At 69.9% G+C, this 22380-nt stretch carries 16 protein-coding genes and 1 pseudogene; 4 read left to right on the top strand and 13 right to left on the bottom strand.

Annotated features, from left to right (window positions below):
- Positions 1 to 181 precede the first annotated feature (181 nt).
- On the top strand, positions 182 to 1669 hold the full coding sequence (locus IEZ13_RS27140) for a non-reducing end alpha-L-arabinofuranosidase family hydrolase (protein ID WP_183218235.1): 1488 nt from the start codon (positions 182 to 184) through the stop codon (positions 1667 to 1669).
- 53 nt (positions 1670 to 1722) lie between these two features.
- Here the strand turns inward: IEZ13_RS27140 and IEZ13_RS27135 are convergent, their stop codons facing one another.
- Complete coding sequence (locus IEZ13_RS27135; RefSeq protein WP_183218237.1) at positions 1723 to 3153, bottom strand: sigma-70 family RNA polymerase sigma factor; 1431 nt, start codon at positions 3151 to 3153, stop codon at positions 1723 to 1725.
- A gap of 247 nt (positions 3154 to 3400) precedes the next feature.
- On the opposite strand from IEZ13_RS27135, the gene IEZ13_RS46830 reads away from it, so the two are divergent.
- Positions 3401 to 4000, top strand: a complete 600-nt coding sequence (locus tag IEZ13_RS46830) for a PH domain-containing protein (RefSeq protein ID WP_203833872.1) — start codon at positions 3401 to 3403, stop codon at positions 3998 to 4000.
- Positions 4001 to 4457: 457 nt separating this feature from the next.
- A complete protein-coding gene (locus IEZ13_RS27125; protein ID WP_183218239.1) occupies positions 4458 to 6149 on the top strand; it encodes a cellulose binding domain-containing protein in 1692 nt (563 codons plus the stop codon).
- A 51-nt stretch (positions 6150 to 6200) separates the two neighbouring features.
- On the opposite strand, the gene IEZ13_RS27120 is transcribed toward IEZ13_RS27125, so the two are convergent.
- Together IEZ13_RS27120 and IEZ13_RS27115 are read right to left on the bottom strand one after the other, a co-directional pair.
- Positions 6201 to 7625: a WGR domain-containing protein gene (locus IEZ13_RS27120; protein WP_183218241.1), complete on the bottom strand. Its 1425-nt coding sequence runs from the start codon at positions 7623 to 7625 to the stop codon at positions 6201 to 6203.
- Between the two features lie 162 nt (positions 7626 to 7787).
- Positions 7788 to 9365, bottom strand: coding sequence for a methyl-accepting chemotaxis protein (locus tag IEZ13_RS27115; protein ID WP_183218243.1), 1578 nt, complete (start codon positions 9363 to 9365; stop codon positions 7788 to 7790).
- Between the two features lie 400 nt (positions 9366 to 9765).
- Here IEZ13_RS27115 and IEZ13_RS27110 point away from each other — a divergent pair, with 400 nt between their 5' ends.
- Positions 9766 to 11616, top strand: coding sequence for a two-component system sensor histidine kinase NtrB (locus IEZ13_RS27110; protein WP_183218245.1), 1851 nt, complete (start codon positions 9766 to 9768; stop codon positions 11614 to 11616).
- A gap of 50 nt (positions 11617 to 11666) precedes the next feature.
- On the opposite strand, the gene IEZ13_RS27105 is transcribed toward IEZ13_RS27110, so the two are convergent.
- The 10 genes and pseudogenes from IEZ13_RS27105 to IEZ13_RS47570 form a co-directional block, all read right to left on the bottom strand.
- Positions 11667 to 12227 (bottom strand): GNAT family N-acetyltransferase, encoded by a 561-nt coding sequence (locus IEZ13_RS27105; protein WP_183218246.1) that lies wholly within the window; start codon positions 12225 to 12227, stop codon positions 11667 to 11669.
- Between the two features lie 41 nt (positions 12228 to 12268).
- Complete coding sequence (locus tag IEZ13_RS27100) at positions 12269 to 13405, bottom strand: condensation domain-containing protein (RefSeq protein WP_183218248.1); 1137 nt, start codon at positions 13403 to 13405, stop codon at positions 12269 to 12271.
- Positions 13402 to 14433, bottom strand: a complete 1032-nt coding sequence (locus tag IEZ13_RS27095) for an NAD-dependent epimerase/dehydratase family protein (protein ID WP_183218250.1) — start codon at positions 14431 to 14433, stop codon at positions 13402 to 13404. Before IEZ13_RS27095 ends, IEZ13_RS27100 begins: the two co-directional genes overlap by 4 nt.
- Entirely contained in the window at positions 14430 to 16271 is a 1842-nt protein-coding gene (locus IEZ13_RS27090; protein ID WP_183218252.1) for a fatty acid CoA ligase family protein, read from the bottom strand. Before IEZ13_RS27090 ends, IEZ13_RS27095 begins: the two co-directional genes overlap by 4 nt.
- Complete coding sequence (locus IEZ13_RS27085; RefSeq protein ID WP_203833871.1) at positions 16271 to 17161, bottom strand: hypothetical protein; 891 nt, start codon at positions 17159 to 17161, stop codon at positions 16271 to 16273. The genes IEZ13_RS27090 and IEZ13_RS27085 overlap by 1 nt, the downstream gene beginning before the upstream one ends.
- Before the next feature lie 2 nt (positions 17162 to 17163).
- Positions 17164 to 18213: a 3-oxoacyl-ACP synthase III family protein gene (locus tag IEZ13_RS27080; protein ID WP_229795078.1), complete on the bottom strand. Its 1050-nt coding sequence runs from the start codon at positions 18211 to 18213 to the stop codon at positions 17164 to 17166.
- Positions 18214 to 18412: 199 nt separating this feature from the next.
- Complete coding sequence (locus IEZ13_RS27075; protein ID WP_183218253.1) at positions 18413 to 21373, bottom strand: hypothetical protein; 2961 nt, start codon at positions 21371 to 21373, stop codon at positions 18413 to 18415.
- 37 nt (positions 21374 to 21410) lie between these two features.
- Positions 21411 to 21608: pseudogene (locus IEZ13_RS27070) on the bottom strand (response regulator transcription factor); the annotation flags it as partial.
- Between the two features lie 270 nt (positions 21609 to 21878).
- Entirely contained in the window at positions 21879 to 22211 is a 333-nt protein-coding gene (locus IEZ13_RS27065; RefSeq protein WP_203833870.1) for a hypothetical protein, read from the bottom strand.
- A gap of 9 nt (positions 22212 to 22220) precedes the next feature.
- Positions 22221 to 22343 (bottom strand): hypothetical protein, encoded by a 123-nt coding sequence (locus IEZ13_RS47570; protein WP_260178810.1) that lies wholly within the window; start codon positions 22341 to 22343, stop codon positions 22221 to 22223.
- Positions 22344 to 22380 lie beyond the last annotated feature (37 nt).

The raw sequence follows: 22380 nt of genomic DNA, 5'->3' as shown, positions 1-22380 counted from the left end.
GCGATATCGCTGAACGCTTTGGTAGCGTTCCCGGGAACTGAATTCTCGGTGGTCATGAATTCGGCCTCACCACCCCTTTGAGGCGCGACCCGCATTCCGAACGGCCACCGGACGGCAGTTCAGCTCGCCCGCGTCAGGTGAGCGTTCCCCGTACATCCCCGAGGTTTTTGGAGAACCGCCCATGACATCCACCCGGGCTCGCCGCAGCAGGTGGCGTGGCGCTCTGGCCGCGATGGTCCTGCTCGCCGCCGGCGGCGCCGTCGCGGTGACCGCGTCCGCCGCGTCCGCCGCGACGATCGACACCAGCGCCTCCTACGTGCTGGTCAACCGCACCAGCGGCAAGGCGCTGGACGTCTACAACCTGTCCACCGCCGATGGCGGCCGGATCACCCAGTGGACGCGGAACGATCAGGCGCAGCAGCAGTGGCAGTTCGTCGACTCCGGCGGCGGCTTCTACCGGCTCAGGTCGAAGCACTCCGGCAAGGTGCTCGACGTCTACAACCTGTCGACGGCCGACGGTGGCGCGATCGTGCAGTGGACCGACAACAACACCACGAATCAGCAGTTCAAGATCGAGGATGTCGACGGCTACATCCAATTGATCAACGGCAACAGCGGCAAGGCGGTCGAGGTGCAGGGCGCCTCGACCGCGGACGGCGCGAACATCGTCCAGTACTCCGACTGGAACGGCGCCAACCAGCAGTGGCAGCTCGTCCGGGTCGGCACGTCCACGCCCACGACGACCCCGACCGGCGGCGCCTGCACGCTGCCGTCGAGCTATCGCTGGTCGTCAACCGGCCAGCTCGCGACCCCCAAGTCGGGATGGGTGTCGCTCAAGGACTTCACCCACGCGCCCTACAACGGCCGGCAGTTGGTCTACGCAACCACGCACGACACCGGCACCAAGTGGGGGTCGATGAACTTCGGCCTGTTCACCAACTGGTCCGACATGGCCTCGGCCAGCCAGAACACGATGACGTCGTTCTCCGCCGTGGCGCCGTCGCTGTTCTACTTCGCGCCGAAGAACATCTGGGTGCTCGCCTACCAGTGGGGCGGGCCGGCGTTCTCCTACCGGACCTCCAGCGACCCCACCAACGCCAACGGCTGGTCGTCGGCGCAGACGCTGTTCTCCGGCAGCATCTCCGGCTCCGGCACCGGCCCGATCGACCAGGCCGTCATCGGTGACTCGCAGAACATGTACCTGTTCTTCGCCGGCGACAACGGCAAGATCTACCGGGCGAGCATGCCGATCGGGAACTTCCCCGGCACCTTCGGCAGCACCTCGACGGTGGTCATGAGCGACACCACCAACAACCTGTTCGAAGCCGTCCAGGTCTACAAGGTGGCCGGCCAGAACCAATACCTCATGATCGTCGAAGCCATCGGCAGCCAGGGACGCTACTTCCGGTCCTTCACCGCGAGCAGCCTCGGCGGCACGTGGACCCCGCAGGCCGCCACCGAGAGCAACCCGTTCGCGGGCAAGGCCAACAGCGGCGCCACCTGGACCAACGACATCAGCCACGGCGAGCTGATCCGGACCGGCGCCGACCAGACCATGACCATCGACCCCTGCAACCTGAAGCTGCTCTACCAGGGCCGTTCGCCCAGCTCCGGCGGCGACTACGGGCTCCTGCCGTACCGGCCGGGCCTGCTGACGCTCCAGCGCTGACACCGCCGCACGGCGAGGGGCCGGCCCGCCCCTCGCCGTGTTCCTCGCTGTGCTCAGCGTTGCGACGCCGGCCGTATCAGGAAGGAGCCGTCGGCGCGGAAGGCGGCGCTGCCGTCGGACCGGTCGACCCACAGCTCGTCACCGCGGTGCCGCAGGAACCAACCGGGGTAGTTCGACGACTCCAGCGCCACCGAACCGGGGATCGACCCGGCCCGGACGCAGAACGTGGCGTCCCCGTGGAACAGGTTCGTTCCCACGTCCTTGTGGGCTCGCAACTGCCACGACGCGTGCCGCAGGTAGCTGCCGTCCGCCGTACGGAACGAGAAGCAATCCGGATCGGCCAGTCCGGCGACCGGCTGGAACGTGGCCTGCTCCCGCGCGGTGGCCAGCACACCGGCCTCATCGGAGACGGTCACGTATCTTCCCGCGGCGTTCGCCGACTCCAGCGAGACGGGACCGTCCGGCATCGCCGCCCCCGGCCTTTCGGAGGTGGTGAGCGCGGACGGCGTCGTCGCCTCCGGCTCGTCGGGGGTGGTGAGCACGGCCACTGCCGCACCGATGGCCAAGGCGCCCGCGACCACGGCGATGACCGTCGGGCGTACCCGTGCGCCGAGCCACCGGACCCGGTCCGCCGCCGGACCGGAAGCGGAGGCCGCCGGCCGGGCGAGGGCGGCGACCACGTTCTCCGGCGTCCAGTTGGCGAGGACCGCCGCGGTCACCGTGGCCGGCACCGGGATCAGGACCAGACCGGCCAGCAGGCGGTCGGCCGGCACCAGATCGTCCGCCGCACGGCGGCAGGAACGGCACGAGTGCAGGTGCCGGGCCAGGCGCTTGCGCCACAGCGGCCCGGCGACACCGTCCCAGCCCGTGGTCTCGCCGGCCAGGCCGGCGCAGATCGGCCGGGCGGCGAGGGCCGCCTCGACGCCCCGGGCCAGATCGAGTTGACCGCGCATCCGCTGGATCCGCACCCCGGCATGGCTCACCGTCACGCCCAACGTCTCCGCCAGCTCCGATCGCGACAGCCGGCCGGCGACCTCCAGCCACCACAGCGCCAGCAGCGCCCGGTCGCCGGTGTCGAGCCAGCGCGCCGCCTGTCGTACCTGACGGCGTTGATCGGACAGCTCCAGGCGCAGATGGGTGAGACCTTCGAAGCCCGCGCCCGGCAACAGGTCCGCCTCGTCGACCGCGGCCCTGCGCTCGGCGGCCTGCCTCGTCCGCAGCTGGTGGGTGCTGATCTGGCGTAACGCGATGGCGGCCAGCCACGGGCGGAAGCTCTCCGGGGAACGCAGCGACGGCAGTTGCCGGAGGGCGCGCACCATGACGTCCTGGACCACGTCGTCGACATCCGGGTGCCCGTCGAGCGCCTGCGCGGTGAGCGCGTAGACCATCGGCAGGTGCGCCGACACGAGTTCCTCGAGCGCATCCCGGTCCCCGGCCCGCGCGGCGCGGACAAGCGTGGTGCCGTCCGTACGCGTGGCTGGCATCTGTCGTCACCGCCCGTGGGTGCGTGGCCCGACGGCGTGCGGACGCTTCCGGGCGGGCCTCTGACTGTGGACGACCCTGTTCACAGAGTCAATGTATGCGGTTCGCCGGGCCTGTTGTCGCCTCGGGAGTTTCCGGGCATATCAGCGAGATACCCGCGGGTCGGTGACCTGGCCATTTACCGATCGGGGCGGGCCGGATATCGTGCCTTGCCCACCGGCGATCGAGAAAGAGGAAACGATGACGGGGATGACCGAGATGCACCCGGAGAGCGTCAACGTGCTGTGGTCGGGGTCCTCTCAGGACCTCACGTCGATCGCCACCGGTGGCCGGGTGCAGACGGGCTCCTACACGGTGACCGAGGACGCCATCCGGTTCGCGTCCGGCGTCATCTCCACCCGGGAGGAGATCATTCCGATCTGGATGGTCGTGGACGCCGACATCACCCAGCACATCACGCAGCGGATGCGCGGCGTCGGCGACCTCACCCTCCGCCTGGATCCGGCGCACGCCGGCAGGTTCGGACAGCGTGTGCTGACGCTCCTCGCCATCGAGAACCCCGCCGCCGTACGCGATCTGATCCTCCGGCAGGCGAACGCGGTACGCCAGTACTGGTCCCAGCACTACTACCAGCGCGACGTCGAACTCCGCCGTGCCGGCGCGACCTCGACCAACGTCGTCGTCCCGGCCGTGGTCCCCGCTCCCGTCACCGCCCCGGCGCCGGCGCTTGAGCCCGCCGCTGCCACGGGCGACCTGATGGCACAGCTCGTCCGGCTCGGCGAGATGAAGACCGCCGGCCTTCTCACCGACGAGGAGTTCACCGCGGCCAAGGCGAAACTGCTCGCGTAGTGCGGTAACGCTCATGGGGCGGTCATCTGGAACAACGTGACCGTGACCGAGCGGCCGAGAGCCTGGGTGGGGAGAGCCACCAGGGTTCTCAGCATGCTCCTCATAGTGGGACCGCTTCCTGTTATCGCTAACAATTTGGATCGCCGACGACGCAAGGCGTGAGATGCATCGATAGAGCGGAATGTTGCCAGAGGGTTTCCAGGGATTTCAAGGGGATCGGGCGCTCATGGCGGCGGACCATCCCGCGGTTCTCGACATAACACTTTCCATGAAGATTTCTTCGCGCGGAAAGTCGATGGCGCTCTCGGTCGCGCGGACTCGCTGATCAAAAGGGGGCGAAAGCGATTCCTTGAATGCTTGGGAGCGCTCCCGTAGCATGCGGAAAACGGCTTTCAGCTCATGCAAAACGATCGATCCCCGCGATCGTCAAGCCGTTGTCCCCCGTCAGGAGAGAAGCATGCGCAGAGTCGAAGGCGCCCGGTTGGGCGCCGCGCTGGGTGGCGTCCTGTTGGCCGGCTCGACGGCGATCGTGGTGGCGCTCCCCGCCGCCGCGGCCGCGGGCTGTTCGGTGAACTATGCGGTGTCGTCGCAGTGGGCGGGCGGATTCGGCGCCGCCGTGACCGTGACCAACCTCGGCGACGCGATCAACGGATGGACGCTGACCTGGTCCTACAGCGCCGGGCAGACCGTCACCCAGGCGTGGAACGCGACGGTGGCCCAGAACGGCGCCGCGGTCACCGCCAGGAACGTCAGCTACAACGGCGCGATCGCCACCAACGGCAGCGTCTCGTTCGGCTTCAACGGCACATGGACCGCCGCCAACCCGGCACCGGTGAGCTTCGCCGTCAACGGGGTGGCCTGCACCGGTGGCACCACGCCGCCATCCTCACCGGCCACCTCGCCGAGCGCCCCGCCCGGCGCCACACCGGACATCACCGTGAACACGGCGACCAGATATCAGACCGTCGACGGTTTCGGGGCGGCGGTGTCGATCTGGGGGAGCGCCTGGTCGACCGCCGAGACACAGACCCTGGTCGGCCTGGGCGCCAACCAGTTCGGCCTGTCGATCGTGCGGACCGGCGTCTCACCGGTCTCCGGCGAATGGGGCACGCAGGTCAACGCACTGAAGACCGCGAAATCGTACGGCTCAGGCGTCAAGATCCTCGCCTCGCCCTGGACCGCCCCGGCCGCGTGGAAGACCAACAACAGCCGCGTCAACGGCGGCAAACTCAAGACCGACTACTACGACGACTACGCCAACCACCTCAACAGCTACGTCCAGTACATGCGTGGACAGGGCGTCACCATTGACGTCACGTCAATCCAGAACGAGCCGGACTGGCATCCCGACTACGACTCGATGGACTGGAGCGGCACCGAACTGCGCGACTTCGTCCGTGACCAGGGCGCCAAAGTCCAGAACACCAAGCTCATGGTCGCCGAGGCGGTGAACCTCAACTACGGCTACACCGATCCGACCCTCAACGACCCGGTCGCCCGCGACAACATCGGCTACATCGGCGGCCACCTCTACGGCACCGAGGCGTCCGGCCGCCTGAAGGACTACCCGCTCGCCGCGCAGAACGGCAAACCGGTGTGGATGACCGAATGGAACTTCCACGAGGCCGACGGCAGCGGCTCCGACATCTGGGGCAACCCCGCCGACCAGACGGTCTGGAACGAAACCCTCGATGACATCATGCGTACGGTCCACAGGTCGATGGAATCCAACTGGAGCGCCTACATCTGGTGGTACGGCAAGCGTTTCTACTCGTTCATCGGTGACGGCGAGGCCGCCTACGGCACCACGGCCGGCGCCCCGCTCAAACGCGGCTACGCGTTCTCCCAGTTCGCCAAGTACGTCCGCCCCGGCTACCAGCGTGTCGCCCTGACCAAGAGCACCAAGGCGTCGCCGTTGGAGATCACCGCCTACCAGGGCGGCGGCAAGATCACCCTGGTCGTCCTCAACCGCTCGGCCGGCGCTGTGAACAACGCCGTCATCCAGGCGCCGCAGAACATCAGCCGCGCCGACTACTACGTGACCTCGCTCAACGCGAACGCCGCGAGCCAGCCGGCCACCGTCAACGGCGGACAGGTCACCGTGAATGTCCCCGCCCGCAGCATCTCCACCATCGTTCTCACCCCCTGACGGCAGGTCTCCGGCCGGGTTGCGCGGCAGCGACACCCGGCCGGATCTCTGTCAGCCGAGACGGCGGATGTCGCCGTAGGCGCGGTAGAAGCCGCCGCGGGAGGCCTCCCGGATCCCGGTGACCACGTAGCGGGTGCCGCTCTCCCGGATGCCCTTGGGGAACTGGACCTGCCAGTCGTGGTGGTAACCGGCGGACACCACGCGAATGCGGAGGCGGCCGGACTCCTCGACGCATTCGACGACGATGCCGTCGGCCGGGTCGTGGACGATCTCGACGGTGGTGGAGGGAGCCACCTCCGCCATGCGAGGCGGGGCCTTGACGTCCACCACCACGGGGACCGTGCCGTCGACGGCAGACCGGATGGCCTGCTCACTGGCGTCGATGCAGGCCAGCGAGCCGTCGGTGGTGACGATGTAGAGGCGCTCGCCGTGGTATTGCATGGAATACGCGGAGCCGCAACCGGTGGCGAGCTTCCACAGGCGGGTGCCGGCGGCGTCGAAGCAGTAGACCGAGGACGCGCTGTCACCGGCGAAGACATAGCGGCCGTCCTCGGCGGCGGCACACGAGAACACGGCGGCGTCACACTGGTAGGTCTGGCGGTGCCGGCCGTCCTTGCCGAGCTCGGCGACCTGGCGGGCGGACGTGCCGGCGTAGACGGTGTCGCGCTCCTGCCAGCCGAAGAGGACGGCGCCGCGGGTGCCGGTGTGCCACAGCTCCTGGCCGGTGCGCCAGTCGTAGCTGGTGACGCCGGCGCTGTGCCCGTGGTGGACGGCGTTGTCGTCGCAGCGCACCATCCAGGCCGACGAGCCGCGGCCGGGCCGCTGCCACAGGAACTCGTCCTCGTGGTCGATGGCCGCGATGCCGCCGTTGGCGTCCGAGACGCCGAGAACACCGTCGTGGATGTCCAGCCAGTAGATGTCGATCTCCGGTGCGATCCGGTACGCCAGGCGGGGCACCTTGCCGGACAGGTCGTACACGTTGCCGTCGTCGCATCCGGCGTAGATCCAGCGGTCGTCGGCGACGATGCACTTGACGCCGTCGGGAAGCCGGAACTGCTGCTGCACCTCGGCCTGGTGGTTCAGCGTGGTGATGAGGCCGGCCTCGTTGCCGACCATGCAGACGTCGTCGTCGACGAAGACACCGAACGCGGGACTGCCGGTCTTGTAGCGCCACAGGACGGGGGCGCGCTTGGCGGTCGAGCGGGTGCTGACGATCTGCCGGCGGGTGACCGAGCGAGGCTGCCGCTGACCGATGACCGCCGGCGCATACCCCTTACGGACCTTGTCGCCGATCTTCTTGGCCGCTTCGCTTCGGGCCTTGTCCTCGTTGGCGAACGACGACTGCTTGACCTGGCCCCGGTCACCGATCCGCCCGTAGCGGACGGTGAGATCGGCGCCGTCGACGGTCACCTCGTAGAACTTGTGGGAGCTCCCGTTGTCCTCGGAGAGCTCGAGGTACGTCGTTTCGGCCGGCATCCGGGCCACCTTTCGGCAGAGGGGGGAACGCCGACGAACATAGCCAGGGGGTACGACATTCTCGGCTCAGCGCGAACTGCTTGGGTAAATGAAGTGTTCCGTCGCGCAGACGAGCCGGTGGCCGGACCTGTTCAGGCCCGGCCACCGGTGTGAGTTCGACCGCTATGTCTGGTAGGTGGAGACCAGCTGCTGCAACCCCGTCGCCATCGCGGCCAGGCTGTTCGCCGTCGCCTGTGTCTCCGACGCGCCCGACGCCGCCGAATCCGCCGCCGTCGCCACCCCCGCGATGTTCCCGGCGATCTCCCCGGTGCCCGATGCCGCCTGCGCCACGTTCCGTACCATCTCGCTGGTCGTCGCGGTCTGCTCCTCCACCGCCGCGGCGATCGTCGACGTGTAGTCGTTGATCCGGCCGGTCACCTCCGCGATCTCCCCGATCGCCGAGATCGCCTGTGTGGTCTCGTCCTGGATCGACGAGATCCGCGCCGCGATGTCACCGGTGGCCCGCGCCGTCTCCTGCGCCAGGTCCTTCACCTCGGTCGCCACCACCGCGAATCCCTTGCCGTGCTCACCCGCACGCGCCGCCTCGATCGTCGCGTTCAGCGCCAGCAGGTTCGTCTGCTCGGCAATCGACGTGATCAGCTGCACCACGCCGGAGATCTGCGCCGAGGACTGCCCCAGCCGCGCCACGATCTTGTTGGTCCGGGCGGCCGCCTCGGCCGCCTCGGTGGCCACCTTCGCCGCCTCACCCGCATTGCCCGCGATCTCACCGATGGAGGCCGACATCTGCTCCGCGCCTGCCGCCACCGTCTGCACGTTGCCCGACACTCGGTCCGCGGCCGCCGAGACCGTCCCCGCCTGGGCCGACGTCTCCTCCGACGACGCCGACAGCTGCGTCGACACCGCTGACAACTCCTCTGCGGCCGCCGCCACCTGGGTGGCGTTGTCGGTCACCTCACGTACCATCGCCGCCGTCGACCCCGTCGAGGCGTCCAGAGCCATGGCCAGTTGTGCCACCTCGTCGCGGCCGGTGAGCCCGGTCCGCTGGGTGAGATCCCCGCCCTGCACCCGCGTGAGCACCGATACGCACCGTGACAGCCGGCCGGTGATCCCGCGGGCGATGAGCCAGCTGGCGGCGCCGGCCAGCAGCACCCCGAGGATGACGAACACGGTCACCGTGGTTCGGGCGCTGTCGGAGGTGGCACGCGACTCGTCGTTGCGGGCGCGGGCGGCGGCGCCTTCGATCTCGATGAGGCTCTGCACCCCATCGTTGAGGTCGGTGAGGATCGGCTTGGCCTCTTCGTCCCGGATGCGGCCGAATTCCTCCCGATCATCCTTCTCGGCGGCCGGGCCGAGCTTGGTGTCGCGCAGTTGCCGGACGGCGGCGACGGCCTGCTCGACCTGGGCCACCGCCTCCTCCCGGCCGGTCATGTCCGTGCCGGTGTAGGCCGCGAACGCCTGGTCGAAGAGCGCGTCCTGGTCCTGGCTGGCCTGCAGGTACGAGCGCACCTGGGCGGGGTCGGTGGATACCGCGGCGTTGAGCAGACGGTTCTGCAGGAGATCGGCCGCGTGCTGCATGCGGGTCAGGTCGGTGATCGGCACCAGTGTCTGGCCGTACATGTAGTCGGACTGGCTCTGCATATCGCTCATCTTGGTCAGCGCGACGCCGGCCACCCCGGCGGTCGCCAACGCCATCGCGCCGACAGCCATCCCGATCTTGGTGCCGACCCTCAGGTCGGTCACCAGCCGCGTCCACCGGTGGCCGCGGAACCCACGTACCTCGTCCGACCTGCTCATAACACCCCCGTACTCGACACCGGCTCAGCCGGGTGTGGCCCCCACCACGTTGCGATACAGATCGGATGGGCGGCGGAAACGCTGAATACTTCAGCGCAGGAAATATTCGGACGACGATCGGTCCACAGTGAGCGGATCCACGCGACCACCCGGAGGCGGCCGCGCGTTGAATGCCGGCCTCGATCGCGGAGCCGATCACCCCGGGCAGCGCGGTTGATCCGCCCTTTCCGTGGCCGATCTGCCGCTAATGTGAGGTAAACAGCCAGAGACGCGCCTCGCGATGTCGCGGAATCGCGAAATCGACGTGAACTGGCCTTATGTGTGACACCTCCCCAGGAGTGGAGACATGCAGAGGTTGCGTCGAGTTCGTGTCGGCGCGCGACTCAGCGCCACTTTCGGATCGGTCACGCTACTGCTGGTCGTCATGATCGGTGCTGCCGTCTGGAACATCGTCGCGCAGCGCCACGCGGACCAACGCGTGGCCGCCTCCGCGGCGCTGCAACGTGACGCGCTGATGGCCAAATTCCGCGCCGCCGACCTCAACGGCTGGCAGACCGGGTACGCGTTCAACGCGATCCGGGGTGTGCCGGGCGCCACCACCGACGCGGTCGGTCTGCGCGCGAAGTTCCTGACCTCAGCGGAGGCCCTCAGGCAGGATCTCGCCCGGATCGGAACCCATGACCTCAGCGTGGACGAGCGGCGGCTACTGGCCGAAGCCGAGTACGCCTTCGACCGCTTCATGGCAATAGACGAGCGGATCGTGGCCGGGTACCGGGCCGGCACGCCCGCCACGATCGCGGCGTCCAACGACCTGGTCGCGGGTGAGGCACTGCACTGGTTCGACCAGGCCGCCGCCGCGGTCGATCAACTCGCCATGCAGGCGCAGGCCGACACCGCAAGCGACGCCGCCGCGGCACGAACGACCAGCACCCGAGGGTTGACGCTCATGGTCGTGGTCGGTGTCGCCTGTCTCGTGATCGCCACGGTGCTCACCTGGACGGCGGCACGCAACCTCGTGGACCGGGCACGGAACAAGGCGATACTGGCCGCCATCGTCGAACAGTCCGCCGACGCCACCCTCACGCTCGCTCTCGACGGAACCATCACGACCTGGAACAGCGGCGCTGAGCGCCTCTACGGCTACACCGCCGACGAGGCGATCGGCCGTCGCGTGGCGATGCTGCTGCAACCCGACGGCGAAGCCCGGCACGCCGGGGTGCTCAAAGGTCTGGCCGACGGCATCCAGTTCCAGTTCGAGGAGACGCCACGACGGCGCAAGGACGGCAGCGAGATCTTCGTGTCGACAAACGTCTGGCCGATCCGCGACGACGACGGGAAGCTCATCGGAGGCGCGGCCACCGAACGCGACGTCACCGCCCGCAGACAGCGGGAGGCCGAACAGAAGGTCGCCGACAGCCGCGCGGCCCGGGCCGCCCGGCTGGAGAGCCTCGGTCAGCTCGCCAGCGGCGTGGCACACGACTTCAACAATCTGCTCGCCATCATCCTCAACTGCGTCGAGTTCATCGCCGAGGACACCGGCACCGAGGTGGCGGACGACCTGGCCCGGATCCGCAACGCCGCCCACCAGGCCCAGGAACTGACCAGCCAGCTACTGCTGTTCGCCAAACGGGAGCCGACCCACGTCGAGATCGTCGACCTGAACACGGTCGTCACGGACGCCACCGACCTGCTGAGCCGGGCCATCGGCGCCGGCATCACCCTGCGGTGCCACACCTGTTCCAAGGCCCTGCCGGTGTACGCCAACCGCAGCCGCCTCGACCAGATCCTGCTCAACCTCGTCATCAACGCCCGTGACGCGATGCCCGGCGGTGGATTCGTAGCCATCGCGACCAGCGTCGTCGAGCTTTCGGAAGATCCGGCCCAGAGCCTGCCGGCCGGTCGCTACGCCCAGTTGACGGTCAGCGACAACGGCACCGGCATGAGCGCGGAGGTCAAGGACCGCCTCTTCGAGCCCTTCTTCACCACCAAGCCGGCAGACCAGGGCACCGGTCTCGGGCTCGCCACCGTCTACGGCATCGTCGGCGACGCCGGAGGCGCCATCACCGTGGACTCGACGCTCGGCGCCGGCACCACCTTTCGCATCCTACTGCCCCTGTCACCGTTCGTCCGGCCGGAGCCGGCGCCGGACCACCGCACCAGTTCGATAGCGGCTGGTCGTCGGACGGGCAGCGGATGATCGGCGACCCGGACCTGATCGCGGCCCGCCGGCCCGGCCCGGTGCAACGCCTACGGGGCTGCCTCCCGAAGCCAGGCCCCGGCGAGCAGGGCGTATGTGTACCCGTCCACCCAGCCCAGCTCGGCGTGCCAGGAATCGCCGACTCCGTGCTGCTCACGACGCATGCCGACCTTTTCGAGGACCCGCACCGAGGCGAGATTGTCCGCGAAACAGCCGGCGGTGATCCGTCGAATACCGAGCCGCTCGAACGCGTACGCCACCATCGCGGTGACCGCCTCCGTCGCGTAACCCCGGCCGCCGAAGGCCGGATCGAAGGTGTAGCCGAGCAGGGCCTCCGTCCTCGTTGGCATGCCGGGTTGCCCCATGCCGTCGAGAGCCTCGAGCGAGACGGTTCCGATCACCACACCGTCCAGCACGACCGCCTTGCTGTGGTCGTCCGGGTCCGCCACCGCGCGCCGCCACGCCGCCCGGAAGGACTCCGGGTCCACATTCGTGCGCAACAGCCAGTGGGTGACCTCCGGCAGATTGCGATACTCCAGGATCCGGTCGATGTCCTCGTCACACACCGGGCGAAGTTCCAGGCGTTCGGTGCGCAGAATGTCGTTCCCCATGCGGCGGGACGTTAGTGAACACACCACGGCGGCACACCCGATTATCCGTACGTGACGGGGGTCGCGCCCGGCCGGAGCCGGTGCGGCGAGAGCGCCGCCTCGACCGCGTCCAGCAGCGCCTCGGCGCTTTCGGGCCTGCCGTGGTGGGCCACGGTCAGCTCGGTATGCCCGGGTGGCGCCGTCGCCACGATCGACAGTGGGGCCATCGGCGCGTGCGTCGGCAGGGCGAAGACCGTCGACGCCCGGAATCCGCCGGTGCTGAAGTCGGCCGGATCGACGCGACCGAGGTGCGACAGGATCGCCGAGCACAGGTGCCGGTCACCGGCCACCGTCAAGAACCGGGAGAGCACACCCAGCGGCAGCCGGTATGCGGCCCGTTCCAGTGCCCCGCCGGTGACCTCGTGGCGCTCGACGAGGGCGCGCAGGATCTGTTTGTGCAGGTCCTGCCACGTCTCGTCCGGCCCCGCGGCGAGGAACACCGGCAGGCTCAGGTTGGCGGTGCTGCGCATCGCCGTGTCGTGCCGGCGCAGGTCGACCGGCACCATGAAGCGGGACCGGCCGGCGCCGGTGAACGCGGCCACCGCCGCGGCGAGCTTTGCGACCAGTCCGGGATGGTTGCCGTCGATGGTTCGCCGGGCCCAGTGCCGCGCCGCCGGGGGTTCGACGGGTGGCCCGGCGACGGGTGAGCGCCAGCCGAGGCTCGTGCGAGGCCGCCGGCCGGGCGTGCCCAGCCGCTCGACCAGCTCGTAGTCGGTGACCGCCGCCGGGGCGCCCAGCGGCGGCTCGCCGCGTAGCGCCCGGAACACGTCCGCGATCCAGGTCAGCGCGCCCTGGCCGTCCATCACGGTGTGCGACACCCGGAACAGCACCCCGCCCTCGGCGGTCACGACCTCACAGGTGCGTTCCAGCGGAGCGGACGCGTGATCGGTCCACCGCGAAGTGCCGTCGGCGACGGTCACCGGCGGGGCCTGCCCGGTGTCGGCCCAGGCGCGGCCGTGCCGGGCCAGGCGTGCTCCCGGGCATGCGGCCGACGCCACCCGCACCGCCCGGGTCAGCGCTTCGGGTTCGAGGCGTCCCTCTCCTTCGACGACGAGCTGGACGGCGAAGGGCGGCATGGCGCGCTCGGCCGCCAGGTAGAACCATTCGGTCGGCGACACCGGCCGCTGGTAGCGGCTCACCGGACGTGCCTGGTGAACGCGTCGACGCCACCGATGCCGTCGGCCCACGCGCGCAACTGCCGGAGCCCGGTCTGCTGGTCGATCACGGGGGCGTACCCGAAATCGCGGGTAGCGGCGCTCGTGTCGTACGTGCTCGATCGGGTCAGCAGCGCGACCGAGTACCGCGACAGCGGCGGGGAGTGCCGATGGCGCAGGTACGGGATGCGCCATACGGTCTCGACCGTTGCGACCAGCGCGTCGCGGACGGCCGGCGGCACCCGGCGCGTCGGTGGCGCCGCGTCGAACAGCCGGGCGACCTGTGCGATCAGCGCCCACACGTCGGTGATCTCGGCGTCGGTCACGAAGTAGGCCCGGCCGCCGACCCGGTCCGAACCCGCGGCGAGCAGGCAGGCCCGGGCGGCGCTGGTGGCGTGGCACAGCGAGGCGTGCACGGCGCGCCCGCCGGAGAGGTCGGGCAGGCGTCCGGTACGCAGCTTCGCGATCAGCCGGGGCATGAAGCCGAACCAGTCACGCGGCCCCCAGATGCCGCGCGGGCGCAGCGCGCAGGTGGTGAACCCGGGCGCGTTCGCGGCCAGCACCAGGCGTTCGGCCGCCGCCTTGGTCTCCGAGTACAGGTTCAGATATCTGGCCGGGTACGGCGTGCTCTCGTCGATGGCGACCTGATCGCCGCCGTCCATCACGGCGCTCGGGCTGCTGACGAACACGAACCGGCGTACGCCGTTGGCGCGAGCCGCCGCCAGCAGCCGTTCGGTGCCGGCGATGTTGGTGTCGTGGAACTGTGCCCGGGTGCCGTGATCGGTCACCCGCGCCGCCGAGTGGTAGACGACCTCCACCTCGCGCGTCGCCGCGTCGAGTGACGCCGGGTCGGACAGATCCCCGCTCGCCGGTTCGACGCGATGCGCGCCGACATCCATGGACAGGGTCGCACCCGGGCGCAGCAGGGCGCGTACATCGTCGCCGGCCGCGACGGCCGCCTCGGCGAGGTGCCCGCCGAGGAAGCCGGAGGCGCCGGTCACCAGGACCTTCACGGCAGACCTCGCCACCAGGTCGCGCCGAATACGACGGTCATCGCGGCGGCGCGCGCCCGGGTGATGCCGGCCCGGCGGGCCCGGGGCAGCACGACCGGGAGCTGCATGAGGTGCACGACGATGCTCAGGAACGCGTCGATCCACCACAGTGCCCACAGCGCCGGGTGCGGCATCGGCCCGAGCAGGCCGTACCCGAGGAATGCCCAGCCGGCCAGCGGGAGGAGGCGCGGTGCGAGGTCGCGCCGGCGGTTCGGCCGCAGCCGGTGTGCCGCCCAGCGCGACAGGTACTCCCGGTTGATCTTCGCGTTGTGCCGGATGTCGACCGGGAAGGACGGATGGAACACGAACGTGTCCAGGGTTTTCGTCATCGGTTGGCTCTGCGCCAGCTCGTGCAGTTCGCGGCGCAACCGGTCGTGATCGGCGACGCCGGGGCCGGCCTCGACGCACACCACCGGACGGCCGTCGGCCTCGACCAGAGCCGTGCGGTGCACGTCCGGGTGGGCGTCGAAGACGCCCTCGCACTGCACGGTGTGCAGGTCACCGACCCGTTGGCTCTTGCGCCCACAGAACCAGATCCGGCCCTGGTCGTCGATCCAGCCGAGATCACCGGTACGGTGCCAGCGCCGGTCACCGTCGGCGATCTTGGCGGCCGCGTCGGCCTCGGGCAGCCGATGGTACCGAGGGCTGACGGTGGGGCCGGCGATGGTGATCTCACCGATCTCGCCGGGCGCCGTACGCAGGTCCTCGCGCCACACCGGCATCGGCTCGTCGGTGATGTGCACGACGCGCACTTCGATGCCGTCCACCGGACGGCCGACGCACGTTCCCGCCCCGGCGCGGCTGCCGGCGCCGGCGTCGCGCAGGATCTCGCGTGCTTCGATCGAGGCGATCGGCAGCGCTTCGGTCGCGCCGTAGGTGGTGTGGAACCGCAGGTCATGGCGGTGCAGCAGCGGGACGAGCCGATCGGGGACCGGTGCGCCACCGGAAACCAGGGTGCGCAGCGACGGCAACCGTCGCCCGGTGTCGCGCAGGTACCGGCCGAACGGGCCGAGCAGTGCCGGAGAGGCGAACATGGTGGTGACGCCGTATTCCTCGATCGTGTCGGCGATTGTTGCCGGGGCCGCGGCGCCGACACGGGCCGGGTCGATCGGGGCGAGTACGCAGGTGGAGCCGATCAGCAGGTGCAGGACGCCGAACATCGGCGAGGTGACCAGCGCGACGTCGTCGGCCGACTGGCCGTGTGCGGCGATCACCTGCTCGACCGTCGCCTCCAGGGCGCCGTGGGTGGACTCGACGCCCTTGGCCGGCCCGGTGCTGCCGGTGGTGAAGCCGATCATCAACAGGTCGCCGGCGTCCGGCGGGACGGTCGGCGCCGGGCTCCGGTGGGTGGCGAGCGCACGCAGCGTGGTCCCGCCCCAGCCCCAGCGCCGTCCGGCGGTGACGAGTATGCGCGTCCCGGCGAACGCGCGCCGGTTCAGCAACCGCACCACATGCGCGGCCCCGATGCCGATGAACGCGTCGGCCCCGGCGCTGCGGTAGCAGTGCAGCATCCGGCGTACGCCCATGCCGGGGTCGACGACGACCGGCACCGCACCGAGCTTGAGCAGCCCGAACAGCACCGGGAACAGCTCGAGCCCCGGGCGCAGCATCAGGACGGTCTTGGTGCCCTTGCCGATGCCCAGCGCGTGCAGGCCGGCGGCGTACGTGTCGGATTGTTCGTCGAGCTCGCGGAAGGTCAGCCGGCCGTGGCCGGGCCGGATCACGGCGTCCCGGGTGCCGAGGTCACCCGCGTGGGCGGCGAGCCGGGCGGCGACGCCGGCCACGGTCGAGGTGGCCATCAGCGGACGCCGCGGTAGACCGAGCAGGCCACCGACAGACCGGCGCCGGCCGCCACGAACAGTGCTTGTGGGTACGCGGCTGCCTGGCCGGTGCTGACCGCCTGGTGGTACGCGAAGGTCAGCGCGGAGGAGTGCGGGTCCGCGTCGACGCCCCGCACGGTGACCACGGCCGGCGGCGCGATCCCCAGGCGTCCGGCCAGCTCGGCCGCGAACGTGGGCGTCGGTTGCGACGCGACCAGCAGGACCTCCGACAGGTCGATGCCTTCCGCGGCGGCGTACCGGGCCGCCTCAGCCGCCGCGAACTCGACCAGCCGGTCGGTGTAGTCGGCGTCGCGTTCCACCGTGATCCGTTCGCGTCCCAGCGTCCCGACCGCGTCGAGGTCGATGTAGCCGACGACGCCCGGTGTGTCGCCGTCATCGGCCGCGGTGCCGACCCGGCCGAACCCGGCGCCGGCATCGGTCGTGCGCGACAGCAGTATCGCCGCGCCGACCGAGGCATACCCGAAGCCGGGGTCCGGCCGGCCGGACGGGTGTGCGTCGCCGGAGACGACCAGGACGAACTCGGCGTCGCCGGTGTCCAGGAACGCACCGGCCACCTGCACCGCGTTGAGTACCCCGCAGGCGCCGTTCATCAGGTCGAAGGACAGGGCCGCGCGGCCCGAGCGCAGGTAGTCCAGGTTGGTGCCGACGTTCTTCTGGATCAGCGCCGACATCGCCGGTTCGGCCATGTTCTCGTCGCGGTAGACACCGACGTTGATCAGGAGGTCCACCTGGTCGGGGCCGATGCCGGCTCGTTCGAGGCAGGCCGTGGCGGCGGCCGAGGCGTGCGCGACGGAGCCGCCGAGGTGCGGGTCGGTGCTCACGGCCGTGGACACGATGGCGGTGGGCATGCTCAGACCTCCAGCGAGCTGATGGTGGCGGAGACGCAACCGGTGACCACACCCGAGGCGGCCGGCACGAAGAGGTATTTCGCCCCGGCCCGGGCCCCGGCTTTGCGCAGATGGTCGTGCAGGACCAGGAAGTGCGAGGTGGTGGAGGTGTTGCCGTACTTCTCGACCACGGACAGCGACTCGGGCATCGGCGTACCGAATGCGGCCTCGCCGTGGCCGTTGAAGTTGCGGATGAACTTGCTGCCGACCTGGTGGTGGATGACGTAGTCGTAGTCTTCGGCGGCGAAGCTCGACCCGCGTTTGGCCAGGAAGTCACTCTGGAACCGGGTCCACAGCCGGGAGCGTTCTTCCTTGTGCATCTGATGGTTGTCGGTGTAAAGGGCGATGCCCTGGTTGCGGTCGCTCGGTTTGCCGATGCACAGGTGCGAGTACTCCGAGCAGGTCATCAGCTCGACATAATGGATCCGGTCGGCCTCAGACGTGGATTCGTCGACGATGACCGCCGCCCCGGAGTCGCCGACGGTCAGCGAGCCGAACTGCGGGTCGTACACCTCGCCGATCTCCTTGACCGCGGTTTCCGCTATCGCGGTGATCCGTTCACCGCTGACGACGATTCCGTTACGAATGTTTCCTGCTTTGATCATCCGGTCCAGGATCGCGACGCCGGTCATCATTCCGGCGCATGCATTGGAGACGTCGAAGTGAATCGCCCGCCGGGCGCCGAGCGCCCGGGCGAGCTGGTGGGCGAACGACGGCTCGAAATGAAAGTCGTCACCGTCCTTGAACCGGGTGATCGACGTGGAAATGATCACATCGAGGTCGGCGGCGGCGTACCGCGAGCGGGACAGGCAGTCCTCGGCCGCTCGCCGGGCCAGCACGAACGAGTCCTCGAAGGTCTCCGGGCGCTTGTCGTGAACCCGTCGTTCCGCGATTCCGGTGATGCTCTGGAGGTCGAACGGTGGCTGGTAGCTCATCTGTGCGACGAGGTCCCGGGTGGTGACGACGGCCGTCGGAAGGTAGGCGCCGACCGATTCGAAACGGGTGTGAATCACCAGAACACCTTCGGATGGGCGGCCACCCCGGATGGCCGCGCTGAGGTCCCGCGAATTGACTGTGAGCAATGCTTTCGCCAGGCATTCATCCAATCAAGCGAATGAGAGATGTGTCATGCCGAAATTCGTGCCGGAAACTCGCACGCCGCCACCGCGACACGTGCAGGAAACCGTATTCCGGCTACGGCGGGGCCGGACGTCAACTCGGCGATGACGAAGTCGCGCTGTCGAGTTCGGGCGCGACCGGCGGGGTGGGCGTACGCGGGTCGGGTTGCGCCGTGCCACCGCCGACCGCGACGGTCAGGCCGCCGATGATCGACAGGGCGGCGCCGGTCACGATGATCCAGGTCGGCAGCGCGGGCGGGATGTCGAGGAACGTCACGATGCCCAGGATCCGGTGCAGGCCCCACGGCAGCAGCGCCATCTGGTCGTTCCAGGCGCTGAGCGCGCGTTCCAAGCCGACCGACCGGATCAGCGCGCCGACCGCGAGCACCGGAACGCCCGCCGCGAGCATGACGCCGCCGGTGACCCGGCGGCGCGACCAGCCGTAGCGGCTGCGCAGCACCGAGCCGACGGCCACGAACAGCCAGGCGAAAGATGCGAAAGCGACGGTGACGTACGCCGTCCGCGCGACCGGATCGGTCCAGAACTGGAACCAGTACAGGCCCGGGCCGCGGACCGCCAGCACGGCCAGCAGCAGAACCGTGCGGAGCAGCGCCACACCGCCGATCACCGTCCACAGCGCGTACGGGTCACGGCCGCGCACCAGCAGCCGGGCAACCAGCGCGAACAGGACCCAGGAACCGAGCGTCACCAGCAGGTGGGCCGGGGCCGCGAACCAGGTGTAGATCTCGCGGCTGAGCAGCAGCGCGGCCGCCGGGAACAGGATCGCGATCCACCGTCCCGTCCGGTCCGGGGCCGATGGCGCCTTCCACGGCATGATCGCCGCCCGCCAGAGGGACCGGACCGGCCGCCACGGCACCAGGATCGAGACGAGCAGCAGGCCGAGCAGGACGCGCGCCAGGATCGCCATCGCCGGATCCCGGTCGGACCGCTCGCTGCCGAGGTCGGCCGCGGTGAAGTTGTAGGCGGGCAGGTCGACGTCGCCGTCGTACTCGCGCACGTAGACGTCGCGGGCCTCCCGGTAAGCGATCTCCGCGGCCTTCCACTGCGCACGTGCCGTCGCGGAGCCGGTGTCCAGCCACTGCGCCCGCCGCAGGAACATCGTGCGGTACGCGCCGAGCGTGCCGTACAGGTCCTTCTGGTACGCGAGCGAGTCCAGCAGTTGCTCCCGCAGGTCCGGGTCACGCCACGTCGCCGGGTCGGTGGCGGCCACGCCCGCATACTGTTCGGCGGCGATCGCGACGGCCCGCTCGCCCTCGGCGATCGTCTCGTCGACGTGGTCGCGGCCGGTCGCGTAGATGCTGCTCAGCACGGCGGAGTCGCCGGTGGCGATGTCCCACTCGAAGATCCACATCATCGGCGGCGGTTCGAGGCCGAGGGCCTTCACCGAGTTGTCCGCGTACGGGGTCAGATAGAGCCCCTTCGTCACTGCCGCACGCGAGCTCGCGAACATCCGGGAGATCGCGGCCACCGTCGCCGGGTCGGTGGAGAACGTCCGGCGCACCCAGTCGGCGGTGATCTCGCCCGGGTCGGTGTCCGGTTGCCTGGCCAGCCGGCCCATCGCGTACACGTTCAGGTCGTAGAGCTGCCAGAACCCGGTGCGCAGGTACAGCGTCATGGGCCCGGCGCGCAGCGGGCCACCCTCCTGCGTCCACAGCCAGACGCCCTCGATGTGCGGGTTGCCGGCCAGCAACTGCCTCAGTGCGGAGGCGTGCAGGGCCGTCAGGTCGTTGGGCAGCGAGCCGAAACCCTCGAACTCACGCCGGCCCTGGAACTCGACGATGCGCCGCTGGTCGCCCACCGCCAGCGTGGTGTTGAGCGGCAGGTGACTGTAGAAGTCGCCGAGCGTGAACTTCGTCGAGACGATCAGGCGGGGGTCGGCGAGATCGCCGAGCACCTCCTCGTACGAATCAGGGTTGGTGTGCAGATCTCCGACCGCGCCGACGCCGACCGTCCAGGTCCGGAAGATGATGTCCCGGTCGCTCTCGGCGGCCACCGCGAGGAAGGCCTTCAGCATCGCCCGCACCTTCTCGGGCGTGGTGACCGCGATGCGGGAGAAGTAGTCCCAGCCCGGCGCGGCATAGGCGGAGCCGCCCTCGCCGATGCGGATCATCAGGCCGGACGCGAACGGCATGCTCGCGAACAGCTCACGCAGGCCGGCCTGGTAGACCGCCCACTGGTCGGTCTGCTTCGCCAGGTACGCCTCGAGCGGCCCGGACAGCGCCAGCATGTCGGTCATGAAGTAGACCCGCATGCCCATGTCCGACGCGTACCGGAAGACCGGCTCGAACGCGGTGACCATCGCCTGCGCGCGGGCGATGTGCGGGTCCCCGGCCGGGTAGACGGCATGGCCGTCGCCGACGTTCGCGAAGGTCACGTACTCCAGGAAGCCTGGCACGACGACGCCGTTGTAGCCCTGCGCGGCCGAGTGGTCGACGAACTGCCGGAACTGGACGGCGACCTTCTCCACCTCGGCCCGGTCGACCCACGGCGCCCGCGGCAGCAGCGTGCCGGTGACGATGTCGGAGTTGAGCGAGTAGTCGGTGCCTTTGCTCCAGCGCGCCGCGTCGGGTTCGCGGCCGACCGAGCCCACGTCGGTCAGGCGCAGCCCCAGCTTCGGCGTCACCGGGCCGGTGGCGACCGGCACACCGGACCGGATCTGATCGGCCACCGAGTACAGGCCGGCGGCGGCGCCCGCCTCACTCGCCGCGGTCAGCGTGAGACCGGTGGCGGTCCGGTCGAGCCGGTAGTCCTTGCCGGCGCCACCCTCGCCCACGATCACCTTCAGCACGCCGCCGGCGTTCTGCCCCTCGACGGCGTCGGTGACCGCCCGGGCCGCGACGTCCAGCCGGTGCGTGTGGCGGTCCATCGTCACCGACCCGATCGGGGACGCGACGGCGGTCCGCTGCGGCGCCGTGCCGGACGGCTCGGCCATCACCGTGGCCGGCGTCCACGACAGCCGCAGGGCACCGCTCAGCCCGAACGCCATGCCGGCGCCGAGGGAGAGCAGCATGAAGATGATCATGAGGCGGCGCATGCCTATTTGTAGAGCAAGAGGCCACTCTTTTCCAGAGCTAACCGAGCAGACCTGACTGGTACGCGAAGACCACCAACTGGGCACGGTCCCGGGCGCCGAGCTTGATCATCGCCCGGCTGACGTGGGTCCGGGCGGTGGCCGTGCTGATCGCCAGCCGCCCGGCGATCTCGTCGTTCGCCAGCCCCTCGGCGGCGAGCACCATGATCTCGCGTTCCCGGGCGGTCAGCGTGGGCAGGACCGCGAACATCATCAGGACCAGGATCGGGCCGTACGGGTGACCCGCGGCGAGGTAGCCGGCCGTGCACAGCGCCGCCACCACCAGGGTCACCAGCGGTTTCCGGCGCCGCACCGCACACGCCAGGGCCGCCACGACCACCAGGGCGTAACCGGCCGGATCCAGCGGCACGGCGGGGTGGCTCACCTCGGCGGCGCCCCTGCTGCCCACGACAGCCGTCACCGCGAGCAGAACGGCCAGCGCCAGGTCAGCCCGCACCGCACCATCCTCTCAAACCAGCGAGTACGCCGCGGCTGCCGCGACGGAGGCGCCGTAGACGGCCACGGCCACGGCCACGGCGACGGTACGCGTACGCCGGGTCTCGTCCCAGCCGGTCCGGGACAGCAGCCAGGCCAGGGCGGGCAGCACCAGGACACCGTGCAGGCCGAGCGCGTGCACCGGTTTGAGGAAGCCGGCGACCTCGGCGCAGCAGTCCACCGCGAAGATCCCCAGCAGCCATCCGCGCCGCCGGCCGGACAACGGCAGGTACGCCGACAGCCACACCACGGTCAGCAGGGTCAGCCCGAACGACAGCCCGAACGTGATCGGCTTCCGCCACGACACCGGCCCCTGTCACGGGCCACCGTCGACGGCGAACACTGCGAGGTGGAACAACCCGGAGCCGATCAGCACCAGACCGATGACCCAGCAGACCCGCTCGACGCCGACCAACCGTTGCTTCGTTGTCAACCGCACCGGACCATCCTCGGGCGGCACGCGCATCGGGTCGTCC

The sequence above is a fragment of the Actinoplanes campanulatus genome (assembly GCF_014647795.1).
Lineage (GTDB): Bacteria > Actinomycetota > Actinomycetes > Mycobacteriales > Micromonosporaceae > Actinoplanes > Actinoplanes campanulatus.
The sequence above is the reverse complement of the archived record's forward strand: the minus strand, read 5'-3'. Positions and strand labels throughout refer to the sequence as shown.

What these genes read in the sequence shown, in the direction of transcription:
- IEZ13_RS27140 (WP_183218235.1), top strand. Translation starts at nt 182, where the DNA reads ATGACATCCACCCGGGCTCGCCGCAGCAGGTGGCGTGGCGCTCTGGCC.
- IEZ13_RS27135 (WP_183218237.1), bottom strand. Translation starts at nt 3,153, where the DNA reads ATGCCAGCCACGCGTACGGACGGCACCACGCTTGTCCGCGCCGCGCGG.
- IEZ13_RS46830 (WP_203833872.1), top strand. Translation starts at nt 3,401, where the DNA reads ATGACCGAGATGCACCCGGAGAGCGTCAACGTGCTGTGGTCGGGGTCC.
- IEZ13_RS27125 (WP_183218239.1), top strand. Translation starts at nt 4,458, where the DNA reads ATGCGCAGAGTCGAAGGCGCCCGGTTGGGCGCCGCGCTGGGTGGCGTC.
- IEZ13_RS27120 (WP_183218241.1), bottom strand. Translation starts at nt 7,625, where the DNA reads ATGCCGGCCGAAACGACGTACCTCGAGCTCTCCGAGGACAACGGGAGC.
- IEZ13_RS27110 (WP_183218245.1), top strand. Translation starts at nt 9,766, where the DNA reads ATGCAGAGGTTGCGTCGAGTTCGTGTCGGCGCGCGACTCAGCGCCACT.
- IEZ13_RS27105 (WP_183218246.1), bottom strand. Translation starts at nt 12,227, where the DNA reads ATGGGGAACGACATTCTGCGCACCGAACGCCTGGAACTTCGCCCGGTG.
- IEZ13_RS27090 (WP_183218252.1), bottom strand. Translation starts at nt 16,271, where the DNA reads ATGGCCACCTCGACCGTGGCCGGCGTCGCCGCCCGGCTCGCCGCCCAC.
- IEZ13_RS27085 (WP_203833871.1), bottom strand. Translation starts at nt 17,161, where the DNA reads ATGCCCACCGCCATCGTGTCCACGGCCGTGAGCACCGACCCGCACCTC.
- IEZ13_RS27075 (WP_183218253.1), bottom strand. Translation starts at nt 21,373, where the DNA reads ATGCGCCGCCTCATGATCATCTTCATGCTGCTCTCCCTCGGCGCCGGC.